Source organism: Deltaproteobacteria bacterium (assembly GCA_009692615.1).
Lineage (GTDB): Bacteria > Desulfobacterota > Binatia > UBA9968 > UBA9968 > DP-20.
Genome location: SHYW01000002.1, coordinates 63,432 through 77,476, shown reverse-complemented (window position 1 = coordinate 77,476; position 14,045 = coordinate 63,432). Strand labels below are relative to the sequence as shown.

General features: G+C 56.8%; 11 protein-coding genes. 5 read left to right on the top strand and 6 right to left on the bottom strand.

Features of this window, described 5'->3' with window-relative positions:
- Window positions 1–33: 33 nt before the first annotated feature.
- On the bottom strand, window positions 34–1,068 hold the full coding sequence (locus tag EXR70_00870; protein ID MSP37026.1) for a rod shape-determining protein: 1,035 nt from the start codon (window positions 1,066–1,068) through the stop codon (window positions 34–36).
- 196 nt (window positions 1,069–1,264) lie between these two features.
- Here EXR70_00870 and EXR70_00865 point away from each other — a divergent pair, with 196 nt between their 5' ends.
- A complete protein-coding gene (locus EXR70_00865; protein MSP37025.1) occupies window positions 1,265–3,172 on the top strand; it encodes a hypothetical protein in 1,908 nt (635 codons plus the stop codon).
- 18 nt (window positions 3,173–3,190) lie between these two features.
- Entirely contained in the window at window positions 3,191–3,841 is a 651-nt protein-coding gene (locus EXR70_00860) for a histidine phosphatase family protein (protein ID MSP37024.1), read from the top strand.
- On the opposite strand, the gene EXR70_00855 is transcribed toward EXR70_00860, so the two are convergent.
- Entirely contained in the window at window positions 3,802–5,346 is a 1,545-nt protein-coding gene (locus EXR70_00855; GenBank protein ID MSP37023.1) for an NCS2 family permease, read from the bottom strand. The two genes, EXR70_00860 and EXR70_00855, sit on opposite strands and share 40 nt — an antisense overlap.
- A 118-nt stretch (window positions 5,347–5,464) precedes the next feature.
- Between EXR70_00855 and lipB the strand changes: the two genes are divergently transcribed.
- Window positions 5,465–6,190 carry a lipoyl(octanoyl) transferase LipB gene (lipB, locus tag EXR70_00850; GenBank protein ID MSP37022.1) on the top strand — a complete coding sequence of 242 codons (726 nt, stop codon included), beginning with the start codon at window positions 5,465–5,467 and terminating at the stop codon, window positions 6,188–6,190.
- Window positions 6,191–6,193: 3 nt separating this feature from the next.
- Window positions 6,194–7,042: a lipoyl synthase gene (gene lipA / locus EXR70_00845; protein MSP37021.1), complete on the top strand. Its 849-nt coding sequence runs from the start codon at window positions 6,194–6,196 to the stop codon at window positions 7,040–7,042.
- 18 nt (window positions 7,043–7,060) lie between these two features.
- Here the strand turns inward: lipA and EXR70_00840 are convergent, their stop codons facing one another.
- The 4 genes from EXR70_00840 to EXR70_00825 form a co-directional block, all read right to left on the bottom strand.
- Window positions 7,061–8,401 (bottom strand): amidase, encoded by a 1,341-nt coding sequence (locus EXR70_00840; GenBank protein MSP37020.1) that lies wholly within the window; start codon window positions 8,399–8,401, stop codon window positions 7,061–7,063.
- 72 nt (window positions 8,402–8,473) lie between these two features.
- Entirely contained in the window at window positions 8,474–10,552 is a 2,079-nt protein-coding gene (locus EXR70_00835) for a TRAP transporter large permease subunit (protein MSP37019.1), read from the bottom strand.
- Window positions 10,549–11,229 carry a TRAP transporter small permease subunit gene (locus EXR70_00830; GenBank protein ID MSP37018.1) on the bottom strand — a complete coding sequence of 227 codons (681 nt, stop codon included), beginning with the start codon at window positions 11,227–11,229 and terminating at the stop codon, window positions 10,549–10,551. Before EXR70_00830 ends, EXR70_00835 begins: the two co-directional genes overlap by 4 nt.
- A gap of 77 nt (window positions 11,230–11,306) precedes the next feature.
- Complete coding sequence (locus EXR70_00825) at window positions 11,307–12,479, bottom strand: C4-dicarboxylate ABC transporter (GenBank protein MSP37017.1); 1,173 nt, start codon at window positions 12,477–12,479, stop codon at window positions 11,307–11,309.
- Between the two features lie 112 nt (window positions 12,480–12,591).
- Between EXR70_00825 and EXR70_00820 the strand changes: the two genes are divergently transcribed.
- Window positions 12,592–14,028: an FAD-binding protein gene (locus tag EXR70_00820; GenBank protein MSP37016.1), complete on the top strand. Its 1,437-nt coding sequence runs from the start codon at window positions 12,592–12,594 to the stop codon at window positions 14,026–14,028.
- Window positions 14,029–14,045: the final 17 nt, after the last annotated feature.

Sequence of the window (14,045 nt, the reverse complement as noted above, 5' to 3'; positions counted from 1 at the left end):
GCCGCGGCGCGGCGGGCGGTGAATCTTATAAGCCTAATGAACCGCAACCTCACGCAACAATGAAATTTCATCCAAAGCCTTGCCCGCGCCCATGACAACGGCGGTGAGCGGATCGTCCGCCATCATCACCGGTAGGCCGGTTTCTTCGCGTAGGAGAATGTCGAGATTACGCAGCAACGAGCCGCCGCCGGCGAGCACGATACCACGGTCGACGATGTCGGAAGCCAATTCCGGCGGCGTCCGTTCGAGGGACAGCCGCACGGCTTCGACGATCTGATTGATCGGTTCGAGCAACGAGTCGCGAATTTCCTCGTCGGTGATCACCACGGTCTTCGGCACGCCGGCGACCAAATCGCGCCCTTTGATTTCCATGGTCTGCACTTCATCGCCGGGATAAGCCGAACCGATGGTGATCTTGATCAACTCCGCGGTGCGTTCGCCGACCAGTAAATTGTATTTGCGTTTAATAAACTGGGCGATCGCCTCGTCCATCTTATCGCCGCCGACGCGCACCGAACGGGAGAAAACGATGCCCGAAAGCGAGATCACCGCGACCTCAGTGGTGCCGCCGCCGATATCGACGATCATGTTGCCGGTGGGCTCGGTGATCGGCAAGCCGGCGCCGATCGCCGCGGCCATCGGTTCTTCGATCAAATAAACTTCCCGGGCGCCCGCTGATTCGGCGGACTCACGCACGGCGCGCTTTTCCACTTCGGTGATGCCGAAGGGCACGCCGACGATGATGCGCGGCCGCACCAAGGTGCGACGGTTGTGAACTTTCTGAATAAAGTAACGCAGCATCGCTTCGGTGATCTCAAAATCAGCGATAACGCCGTCTTTAAGCGGTCGAATCGCCACGATGCTGCCGGGAGTCCGCCCTAACATGCGCTTCGCTTCGGCGCCGACGGCGAGCACTTTCTTGCCACCGCGTTCGTTGCGTTGCTGGACCGCCACCACTGATGGTTCGTTGCAAACGATCCCTTGGTTTTTGACGTAAATTAGCGTGTTGGCGGTTCCAAGATCGATCGCGAGATCGTTGGAAAAGATGCCAAAGAGGGCATCGAACATCAGCAAGCTCCTTCTCGTGGGCGCAAAATAACCTTCAGCAGAGTGTAAATAACAGATTTGGCCGGAGCAAGCAAGTAAAGGAAAAAATTAGAGAAAATTCGTTTTAGCTGGGGCGTCGCGGGTTGCATTGGGCGGGGCCATTTTCTATCATAAGGGGACTTCATCTACCTCCATTTACCGAAAGGTTCCTAGCTCCATGCTCGATTTTTTACGTAAGCGAAAACGAAATTGGCTGATCATTTTTTTTCTCGGCGTGATCATCGTCGTGTTCGCATTGTTTGTCGGCAGCGGCAAATTCAACGACAAAGGTTCAATCGAGGTTGCCGAAGTCAACGGTGAAATCATCAGCCAGCGCGAGTTCGCGGCGCATTATCAGCGGGCGGTGGAGCGCTATCGGGAAATGCTCAAAGGCCAGCTCACCGAAGAAATGATCAAAGGTCTGAATCTCAAGGGCAACCTGATCGAAGAATTGATTCAGAAAAAGCTCATCTTGCAGGAAGCGCGCAGTCTCGGACTGACGGCGAGCGACGACGACATCGCCAACCAGATCGCCAAAGCCCCGGAGTTTCAAATCGCCGGCAGGTTCAATAAAGAACGCTATCTGCAAATTCTCCAAGCCAATCGCCTGTTGCCCGGGCAGTTCGAAGAAGACCAACGTGATCAGCTGACGCTCAATCGGCTTTATGGCGTGATTCTCGATTCGGTGCAGGTCAACGAAGCCGACGTTCGTGAGCGCTATCGTCTCGATCGGGAAAAGCTCAACGTCAGCTTTATCAAGCTCGGCCTCGGCGACTTTCTTGGCGAGGTCAAGCTGAGCGACGACGAGGTCAAAAAATCCTACGAACGCAATAAAGAGTCGATGAAGGATCCCGTCAAACTACAAGTGGAGTATCTCGCCTATCCGTTCGAGCGCTTCGCCGGATCGGTGCAAGTGAGCGACAAAGAAATTGAAGAATACTTTCAAGCCAATCAAGGCAACAAGCTGCACAGACCGAAAGAAATCAAAGTCCGCTACATTTCGCTGCGCCTAAAAGCCGACGCCGACGAGGCGCAGAAAAAAAACCTGCGCGCCCGCGCCGACGCGATCGTTAAGCAAGCCCGCGCCGGCAAAGACTTCGCCCAGTTGGCCAAGAAAGAATCCGACGACGCCAGCGCCGCCAAAGGCGGCGACTTAGGTTGGTTGACCCAGGGCCAACTACCGCCGCAGCTGGCGCCGATCTTCGGTCTAGAAAAGGGCCAGGTGAGCGACATCATCGAGACGCCCATGGGCTTACAGATCGTCAAGATCGACGATGTCAAAGCCGAGAAAACGCCGGCGTTGAAGGAAGCCAGCGCCGATATCGCCAAGGCGTTGAAAACCGACAAAGCCAAGCGCGAAGCCGGTAAAGCCGCCGAACACGATCGCGAGAAAGCGCTTTCCGGGAGCGACTTCAATCAACTCGCCAAGGAAAGCCGCGCCATTGCTAGCGTTACACCGTGGCTCGCCAACGGCGAAGTGGCGCCGGAAGTCGGCCCCAGCCCAGAATTTTACAAGAGCGCGTTTAGCCTGGCCGCCAAGGAGTTCAGTTCGATCGTCGAGGGCAACGGCGCGTATTACATTCTGCGCGTTAAAGAGCGCAAAGAACCGGCGGTGCGGCCGTTTGAAAATGTCCGCGCGCAAATTGAAAAGGGGCTGAGGGAATCCAAAGCCTATGAGTTGGCGTTGCAGCGCGGCAACATCCTGATCGAGCAGCTCAAAAAAGAAAAAGACATCGCCAAGCTCGCCACCGCCAACAGCTTGAAGCTCGACGAAACCGGCTGGTTCCAGCGCAACGCGCCGCAGCTCCCAAAGGTCGGCGCGCTAGCCGATCTGAAAGGCAGCGATCTGGCGCTATCGGCGCAGAAACCGATCGCCGACAAGCTGTATACTCAGCGCGATGCGGCGTTTATCTTGGCCTTCAAAGACAGCCAAGCCGCCGACATGGACCAGTTCGAAAAAGATAAAGACAATCTCAAAAAACAAGCCGTGATCGAGAGCCGCCAGCGCGCCCTGATCAAATTTTTAGACAGCCTCAAGGCCAAGGCGACGGTGAAACGCAACAATGCCTTCTTCGAAGAAAGCTAATCTCAGTTTGAGCGATTCGTGCAGATCGTTTTAGTGCGCCACGGCGCCACCGATTGGAACTTGCAGCATCGCTGCCAAGGTTCTTCGGATCGCGATTTGAGCGAAGTTGGCGTGCGTCAGGCCGAAGAGATCGCCGTCGTGCTCGGCGCTGAAAATATCTCGGCGATTTACGCCAGCGATTTGCAACGCGCGCGCCGCACCGCCGAAGTGATCAGCCAGCCACACAAACTGCCGGTGCTGATCGAAGAAAAAATCCGTGAACTGGATCACGGCAAGCTCGAAGGGTTAACCTTCAACGAGATCAAAGACAACTTCGGCGACTTTCTCATCCGCTGGCGCACCGAGCCAGCCGACCTGCAAGTTCCCGGCGGCGAACGCTTGAGCGACGTCGCCGAGCGCGCTTGGGTTGGCCTGAATCGAATCGTCAACCGTCACGGCGCCACCGACACCATCGTCATTGTCAGCCATAATTTTCCTATCGTCGGCATCGTCTGCCGGATCACCGGCACACCGCTTAATAATTATCGCGACTTCCACCTCGACCCTTGCGGCATCAGCCGGCTCCAATGCCAGGACGACGGCCGCTGGCAAGTCACCCACGTCAACGGCAAAACATATGCCGCCAACGGTCAGGCCGGCTCTTTCGCCGCCAGCAAACCGATCCCGTAGAAAAGCCCGGCTAGCAGCAAATAAGCAAGAAAAAAATCCGGCGCCGCCAGCAAACCAAAGCGGCTGGTGATGCCCGCCACGGTGAGATCGTAAGCGTGAATGACGCCGATGGCTGAAAGCAAAGCCGCCGCGATCGCCCAATGGCCGGCGCGGAAAAATTTTCTTTCGATCAGTGCAACACCGATGGCGGCGAGAATCATCGACGTGAAGATGAAGCCGCGCTCGAGTGAAATCATACCGTGAAGCGCCAAACTTTCCTGGTTGAATTTGGCCAGCCCAACATCGAACAGGGATTTTCCCGCGGCGCGCAGCCCGGTCTCGACCATCAACAATCCCCAGCCGGCCAACGCTGGAACAATTCCCAAAGCCACCGCCGGCGCATGTTCCTTCGGCGTTTCTTGAAACGATTGGGCGACGATGACGATACCGATGTAAAGGAGAATGCCGATGCCGGCCTCGATTGGAATGAGAGCGAGCACCGCCTGAATCGTGCCGGTGAGGCAGAGAAAACTGATGAATACGCCGTTGAGCGCCGAATAGCCCGAGCGCGCGCCGAGCCGCTTCCAACCGGGGTGGCCGATGTAAATCGTCGTCGGAAACACGCTGCCGAACAGCGCCGCCACCACCGAGCCGATGCCGTTGGCCATTAGCGATGGAAAAGTTTTGAAGCGATCGCCCGCCGCTTCGGCGCTTTCGATATTCTGCAACGAACCGACGACGTTGAAAATTCCCATGGGAAAAATCACCGAGAAGCATTTTAGGAATGTCGGATCGGTCATCGCCTGCCACAGTGCGCCACCGGCAAACGATGGCGCCACCGGCGCGAAATCGATGTTCAATGATTTTCCGTGCATCGTTCCTAGCGACCAACCCAATATCGTGCCGACGACGATGGCGACCATACCGCCGGGAAGTCCAAGGGGCAGTTTCTGATGCGAAAAATATGCGACGAAAATGATTCCCATCGGAACCAATGCAACTAACGGTTGAGCGAAAATCTTGAAAGTGAAATCCATGGCGATGAAAGTAATAGCAATGCCGGACAACGCCGAGAGCAGCGCCGCCCGTGGCGTGACCCGGCGCACCGCTTCGGCGACGAACGCGCCGAAGATTTCGATCACGCCGTTGAGAAAACAGGCGACCAGGCCCACCTGCCAAGCCCGCACCGGATCTTTGGTCTCAAGGTAAATCGGCAACATGATAAAAAACACGAAAGCGAAAAGACTCACCGTGTTAATGCCGTACGGCAATGCCGTCACATCATCTCGCCCCGTCTCCCGCGCCAATTGGCGCGCCTGCCAAGCGTAGAAAAAATTCCCGACGAGAATCGAAATCGCCGCGCCGGGAAGAATCTTGCCGAAAATATAACTGTCCGGCAGATGAATCAGCTCCCGGCATAGACTGACGATCAAAATCAATTGAATGAGATTGTCTATCATCAACCCGAAAAACCCGTCGAGATCTTTGCGCACGAACCAAGGGGGGTGGTAAGTGGATTGCGCCATGATGAAATTCTCCGCTGAAATTTCGCCGACTCTAGCCGTCGATGCTCGGTGGTGTCAAATCGCACCCACACAATTCACCTTGAAACGCCGCACAATGGACGATAATAGTGTGAAGCCAATGTCGACTCTACTCTGCAAAGATCTAGGCACACTAGAATTTTCAACCGCTCTCCAGATGCAGGAGCGGCTCCTCGAACTCAAGCAACGCGAGTCATCCGCCGACATTTTGCTCTTCGTCGAACATCCCCATGTCTATACCCTCGGCCGCGGCGGCGATGAATTGAATGTTTTGTCGGCGGACGAAGTCCCAGTCTATCGCACCAGCCGCGGCGGCGATGTGACCTATCATGGACCTGGACAACTCGTGGTCTATCCGATCGTCGATCTGCGCTCGAAGCTGAGAAAAGACGTGCATCGCTATGTGAGGAATTTGGAACTGAGCGCGATTCGCACGCTGGCCGATTTTGGCATCGCCGCGATGCGCCGGCCGCCCTACACCGGCATCTGGCTCGGCGATCGAAAAATCGCCGCCATCGGCGTTGCCGTGCGGCGCTGCATCACCTATCACGGTCTCGCGCTCAACGTGAATACCGATCTAAGTTATTTTCAACGCATCGTTCCATGCGGCCTTAGCTGGGCCGAAGTGACATCGATGCAAAAGGAACTCGGTACAGAGCAGAACTTAAGCGAGGTTCGGGAGCGCTTCCTACATCACTTCGCCGAAATATTTGGCTACTCAGATATCGAAGAGAGTGTTGACGCGTTGACCTTTGGCGCTGAACAAAATTCTGCTGCGTCTCGGGTCGAACCCGAAACTCGAAACTCGGAACTCGAAACGGTTTAAGCCATGCCGCGCCGCCACCCCGACTGGATCAAAGTCAAAGCGCCAGGTAACCCCAACTACCTGCGCCTAAAAACACTCATGCGCGAGAAAAACCTTCACACCGTCTGTGAAGAGGCGCGCTGCCCGAACATCGGCGAGTGCTGGGGCAACAAGACCGCCACGTTTTTAATTCTCGGCGACACTTGCACGCGCGGCTGCCGCTTTTGCGCCATCGACAAAGGCAAACCCCTGGCGCTCGATCCAGAGGAACCGCGCAACGTGGCACTGACCGTCAAAGAACTCGGGCTCGATCATATCGTCGTCACCTCAGTCAACCGCGACGATCTCCCCGACGGCGGCGCCGACCATTTCGCCAAGACGGTTTTCTGGATCAAGAGTTTGAATCCGGGCATCCGCGTGGAGTTATTGATTCCCGACTTCGAAGGCAACTTGGCTGCGTTGAAAACCGTGGTCAATTCGGGAATCGAAATTCTCAATCACAACATCGAAACCGTGCCGCGTCTTTACGGCAAAGTCCGGCCGGGGCACACTTACCAATGTTCGGTCAATATTTTGAAGACCGCGAAAGAAATGCAACCTGAAGTGTTAACCAAAACGGGGATGATGCTCGGTGTCGGCGAAACTAAAGAGGAAGTGATGACCACGTTGCATGACTTACGCGCGAACGATGTCGACATCGTCACTCTGGGGCAATATCTCCAACCATCGCCCAAACTCTTACGGGTCGAACGCTACGTGACACCGGATGAATTTAGAGAATTCAAAACCGCCGCCGACCAGCTCGGCTTTCGCCACGTCGAGTCCGGCCCGCTGGTGCGTAGCTCCTATCACGCCTGGAGCCACGTGAATTGATCGTCAAGCTTTATTAAATCAAACCTCGGCCATCTTCTTAGACAACCAGCGCGCGGTGCGGAGCAATCTCGCATCGCCGCCGCGCGGGCCGACTAGCTGCACGCCGATCGGCAAGCCGTCAGCGCTTTGCAAGAAAGGCAACGTGATGCAGGGCATGCCGCAGAGCGTCCAGAGCGTGCAAAACGATGGATCGCCGGTCGACGTAAGCCCTTTAGGCGCCGCGGTCGGTGCGGCGGGAGTGAGAATCGCGTCGTAGCGCTGCTCGAAGAGTTCGACGAAGCTTTCGTTCACCGGCGCGATTTGTTTGAGCGCGTGCAGGTAGTCGAAAGCGCTGACGGCGCGACCGGCTTCGATCTGCTTGCGTAGCGCGTCGGACATGGCCCCGCGGCCGCGTTCCCATTCGCGCGCTAAGTTAGACGCCATTTCCGCGCTCATGATCGTCTGGTGCCACTGCCAAGCTTCCGACGCAGACGGAAAGAGATCCACTTCTTCGACCTGAACACCCAGATGTTCGACGATCTCCGCGAAGCCTTCCTTGGTATCCTCGTCGGCACGCTCCCACATCGGCGTCTTGATGAATGCGAACATCGGGTCGAGGGGCGGCTCTTCGGCCGCGACGGCAGTGAAAGGAATCCGCGCACGCGGTCGCGTGTCGGGATCGTTTTCGTCGTAGGCGGCCAACTGTTCGGCGAGCAGGGCAATGTCGTCAATCGTGCGCGCGAATAGGCCGACATGATCGAGGCTGCGCGACAGTAGCGAAACACGATGACGGGAAATCAATCCGTGCGTCGGTTTGAAACCGATCACGCCGCAATAGGCGGCGGGACGAATCGTCGAACCGTTGGTCTGGCTGCCAATGGCGAGCGGCACCATGTTCGCCGCTACAGCAGCGGCGGAGCCGCTCGAAGAACCTCCGGGCGTATGGTCGGCATTATGCGGATTGCGAGTTTTGCCCGGAGAAAAATAAGCGAACTCGGTTGTTACGGTCTTGCCCATGATCACCGCGCCCGCTGCGCGCAACAGTGACACTACGGTGGCGTCGCGCGACGGCGTCCGCCCAGCATAAATCGCCGAACCGCATTCGGTCGGCATGTCGGCAGTGTCGAAAATATCTTTGATGGCAACGGGAACGCCATGCAGCGGCCCGATCGCTTTACCTTCGAGGCGAAGCTGATCCAGCGCGCGCGCTTGGCTGAGCGCATACTCTGGATCGAGAAATGCCCAAGCTTGAATGTTGTCGTCGACCGCGCGAATTTGCGCCAAGCAAGCTTCGACAAGCTGCTCCGAATTAATCACGCCATCGCGGATCAGTCGCGTCGCTTCCACAGCAGAAAGCAAATGAAGGTTGGTTAGATCCATGGGGAGAACACTGGAGTAACGGAGTGCTGGGCCGCCCCACCCAGTACTCCAACACTCCATCACTCCATTACTTCAGTTTCCGTAGAGAAATTCCGGCAGCCACAAGGTCATGCCCGGCCAGATGTACATGCAAACCAAGCAGAGACAGACGATGATCATATAGGGCATCATGCCGGCGAAGATCTGATTGAGGGTGACATGTTTGGGCGCCACGCCTTTCAGATAGAACGCCGACATCGCCACCGGCGGCGATAGGAACGCCGCCTGCAGATTGACCGCGACCATGGTGCCGAAGAGAATCGGATCCACGTTGAAATGGCTGAGCAGCGGAATAAAGATCGGACAGAAAATCACGATGATCTCGGTCCATTCAAGCGGCCAGCCGAGAATAAAAATGATCGCTTGGGCGACCAGCTGAAAACCCAACGGTGAAAGATTCAAGCTCAAGACCCAGCGTTCAATGAGTCCTTGACCGCCGTGCAAAGCGAAGACGCCGGAGAACAACGCCGAGCCAATGAATAGCCAACAAACCATCGCCGTGGTCTTGGCGGTGAGAAATGTCGCTTCCTGAAGATTGCGCCGGAGCTCTGGTGACTTCGGCAATGCGATGGCGAGCGGAATGCCTGTGCCGACGAACGTCGCGCCTAACGATCCGGAAACGATCAGAGTAGCGATGTCGCCGCGCTGCAAGCCGAGGGCAATGCCAATCGCAGCGCCGAGCAAACTCCACCATCCACAGCTGCGCGGATATTTTACCATGACCGCGAGATAGAGCGCGCCCAATGCACCGATCGCCGCCGACTCGGTGGCGGTACATATCCCCAAGAGAATCACCACCAACACGACGATGGTCAGCACACCCAGCGGCACCACGGCGATGGTCATTTCTTTGAGTATCTCGAACTGCTCACCGTCCATGCGCCAGTAGTAATAGATCAGCAGCAGCGTCGAGAGCCCGACCAGCGCCCAAAACCAAGTGTAAAATTGCTCCGGCACTTTGCCGACGTTCCCCGCTGCCGCCGGCTCGGTTATGGAATTCATCTCTTGCGGCGGCGCATCGGCTGGACGTGCCGGCTCGGTCGGCTCGACTATGGTCTCCGCCGATCCGAGTTCCTGTGGTTTAGTTTCGACGTTGCCCAACTCTTGCGGCTTCTCGTCGGTGCCGTCAAGCTCCTGCGTTTTGTCGGACTGCGCTGGTGCCGCTGATTGCGGTGGCTGTGGCTTTTCAACAGTTGCCGTCGCTGCCACCGGCGCACTGTGAATTACCACATACCACCAAGTGCCAGCGTAAGTTCCGACGGTGAGCGCTAGCGGCACCATCAGAGCAAGAAAGTTGTTGACGATATACCCGTAGGTGACAGGCTTGCCATCGGGGCGCATCACTCCGCGCACTTGTTCTGGGCGGAACAGCAACGAGACAATACCGCCGAACACGCGCTTGGTCGGTCCGTTTTCAAGCGGTTTCAACCATTCTGGAACCGCAACCCGGTATTGATCCGGCGACAGCTTGGGCGCGATCTTTGGATTAATCATCGCCCAGCCGAGAATGTAAACTAGATAAAGAAAAGTCAGGAAGAAACCGGGAATCATCGCCGCGGCGTAGAGTTTAACGATAGACTGTCCGGCAACGGCGGCATAAACGATGAGCATGACCGATGGTGGAATGAGAATACCGAGCGTTCCGCCGGCGGTAATCGCGCCGGATGCTAAACGAACATCATAGCCGGCATTGAGCATAGGACGCATTGCGATGACACCCATCAGCACAACGACCGCGCCGACGATGCCGGAAGCGATGCCCCAGAAAGCGCAGACAAGTAATGTAGTAACCGCAAGCGACGCCGGCACCCGGCGAAACGCCAACTGCACGCTATGAAACATGCGGTCCACCAGCGCGGCGCGCTCCATGATGTAGCCCATGAAGACGAACAACGGCACCGACAAAAGCGTGTCGTTGGTCATGACGCCATAGGTGCGCTGCACCATCAGATCGAAGATGCGATTCTGCCACCAGTGATGGGCGGGATCCCAAAAAGCGACGTAGCCGAAGATCATGCCCAAGCCCATGAGTGTGAACGCAGTGGGAAAGCCCATCATGATCGCCACCACGACGAGCCCGAGCATGGTCAAACCGAGGAGCGGATCGCTCATGGCTTTTTCTCTTCCTCATCCATGTCCATGGCGCTGCGATGACGCGCCGCGGCGTCGATGGCGTGGGCCGAACGCATGGTTGCCAAACGCGATTCCTCGTCGATAAATTGGCTGTGCGAGAGTTGGGTCTCGATGACGTCGATCTCTTCGACGTCGTTCAAACGCGCCGGCCAAGCACCGGTGCGAATACACACGATGCAACGAAAGATTTCAGCGAAGCCTTGCAACATGATGAAAGCTCCGGCAACGGGAATGACGGTCTTAAAATAATAAATCGGCGGCCCTTCCGCCGTCACGTTGGAATGCTCGGCAATGCGCCAGGAGTCGGCGGCGTATCCATAGCCGGCGTAGACCAGTCCTAAAATGCCCGGCATGAAGAACAGAAAATATAATAATAGATCGAGGGACGCCTGGGCGCGCGGCTTTAGATAGATATAAACAAAGTCGGCGCGCACATGGCCGGCCAGCGCCAAAGTGTAAGCACCGCACATCATGAACAGCGTGCCGTAGAGCATATTGTTCAGATCGAAGATCCATGAAGTCGGCGCGTTCAAGATGTAGCGCTTGAACACCTCGACGGACACCACCAGGGTCAAGCCCAAGATCAGCCAGGCAAACGCTTTGCCGGTCCAGTAACTGATCTGGTCGACTATTCGGAGCAGCGGTTGAGCGTTCATATTTTAATCGAAAAAAAGCCAGTCATCCGGTCAACGCCGGATGACTGGCGAAATGGGTTTGCAACGTCGCGCAGCTGCTAACTCTTTTTCGCTGGCGCTGGGCGCTTGGCAGCTGGTTTAAAGTAGTGGTCATAAGCCATGCGCCGTTGCACGTTGGTGTCGAGATCCCATTTAACCGTCCGCTCGGCGAATTGCCGCTGCGAGTCGGTGATCTCTTTGAACATTGGATTCTCGGCCGCCTTCTTCGCCTCAACTTGGTCGTACACCACGAGCTGCTTTTGCAGCACCGAATCCGGCGTCTTAAAGAACCTCACCTTCTCTTTAGACTGGAGCTCGATGTAGTCCTTCGAGTAGCGGTCGATAGCCTTCCACAGCATGTCGGCGGACGCGGCATCGACCGCGTAGGCGATGATCGCCTTCATCTTTTCCGGCAGCGCATCATACTTAGTCTTGTTGAACATGATTTCGAACTGCTCGGCATTCTGATGGTAGCTCTGCAGCATGCAGACCTTAGAAACATCGGCGAAGCCGAGCGCGCGGTCCGATGACGCGTTGTTGAACTCGGCGGCATCAAGCAGTCCGCGGTCCATGGCGGGAACGATTTCACCACCGGGTAGCGCGTTTACCGCGGCGCCCATGCCTTGAAACAAATCGATGGAGATGCCGACGGTGCGGAACTTCATACCCTTGAAATCATCCACTTTCGTAACCGGCTTTTTGTACCAGCCGAGCGGTTGGGTGGGCATTGGGCCATAGGGAAAAGAAACCACGTTGGCGCCGATTGAAGCGTAAAGCTTGTTGAGCAACTCCTTACCGCCACCGTACTTATGCCAGGAGAGCAGGATATTGGCGTCCATTCCATACGCGGGGCCCGATCCCCAAAGCGCCAGCGCATTCTGCTTGCCATAATGATAAGAAAGCACTCCGTGACCGCCATCTAGTGTTCCTTTCGAAACCGCGTCGAGCAGACCAAAGGCTGGAACCACAGCGCCAGCGGGGAGAACTTCGATCTTCAAATCGCCGCCGGTCATGTCGTTGACCTTCTTGGCGAAGTCCTGGGCGAACTCATGGAAAATATCTTTCAACGGCCAGGTGCTCTGCCAGCGCATGCTGATCGGCCCCGACTGCCCTTTTGCGATCATCGGAAAGCCCAACATCGCCGCCCCGCTGGCCGCCATCGCCGCCTTGAGAATGTTGCGCCGAGAAACTTTCTTGGTCTCCAACGCTTCAACTTTTACTTCTTCCGCCATAGTGAGCCTCCTTAATTCCAACGTTGTAAGTTTATATTACAGTTGCCTTCACGGCGTCAATCTAAACCGGTGGGTTGACACTCCGTTTCGCTCTCGGTTACGGTTGCCAGACATGGACAGGCGCCAACTCATAGCCGAACTGCGTGTCATCGTCGGCGAGCGGCATGTTTTAACCGAGAAAGAAGACGTGATCGTCTACGAACAGGACGGTTCGATCTTTCAAGTCATGCCGGAGATCGTCGTCGTGCCGGCAAACGTCGATGAAGTCTCAGCCATCATCAAAGCGGCGCGCAGCGCGAGCGTGCCAATAGTCCCGCGCGGCTCGGGCACCGGCCTGGCCGGCGGCGCGGTGGCGGCCGAAGGCGGCATCATCCTTTCACTGGCGCGCTTGAATCGCATCTTGCGAATCGATCTGGAAAACCGCATCGCCATCGTCGAGCCCGGTGTGATCAATCTCGACATCAGCAAAGCCGTCAGCAAAGAGGGATTTTTCTACGCCCCCGATCCGAGCAGCCAAGCCGCCTGCTCTATCGGCGGCAACGTCGCGAATAACTCCGGCGGCCCGCACACGTTGGCTTACGGCGTGACGACTAATCATGTGCTCGGCGTCGAAGTGGTTCTCGACCACGGGGAAATCGTCTGGCTCGGCGGCGAAGTCACCGACACGCCGGGTTACGATCTGTGCGGCGTCTTTGTCGGCAGCGAAGGAACCATGGGCATCGTCACAAAGATCATAGTAAAACTCATGCAAATGCGCGAATCGGTGCGCACTGCATTGGCGGTCTTCGATGACATGGACGATGCGACCAAGACGATTGTCGACATCACGGCGGCGGGAATCATACCGGCGGCGCTGGAAATCATGGACCGCACGACCATTGAAGCGGTGGAGCGAGGCGCGCCGGTCGGTCTGCCGCGCGACGCCGCCGCGGTCTTGATCGTCGAAGTCGAAGGGCTGAATGAACAGACCGAGCGCGCCATCGAGCTCGCGGCGGAAATTTGCCAAGCCAACCACGCGCGCCAAGTGAAAATCGCCAAGGACGACGGTGAGCGACAAGCGCTGTGGAAAGCGCGCAAAGGCGCCTTCGGCGCCATGGGCACGTTGGCACCCAACTATTATGTCCAAGACGGCGTCGTGCCGCGCAGCCAATTACCGGAAATGATGCGCCGCATCGCCGCCATCAGTAAAGAATTTAACTTACCCATCGCCAATGTGTTTCACGCCGGCGACGGCAATCTCCATCCGAATATCTTGTTCGACATGCGTCATCCCGGCGCGCTCGATCGGGTCATCGCCGCCGGCGCGGCAACGTTGCGCGCCTGCATCGAACTCGGCGGCAGCATCACCGGCGAACATGGCGTCGGCTTGGAAAAGAAGGCTTACATCGGACTGTTATTTAATGAGGCGGATCTCGAAGCGATGACGCGGGTGCGCCAAGTTTTCGATCCCGACGGCCGTTTCAATCCGGCAAAATTATTTCCCACGCCGGCGAGCTGCGGTGAAGTGCGGCTCGAGCCGGCGAAAATTGCCGCGGGAATGTGGATCTAAAAATTGGCTCATCCCCA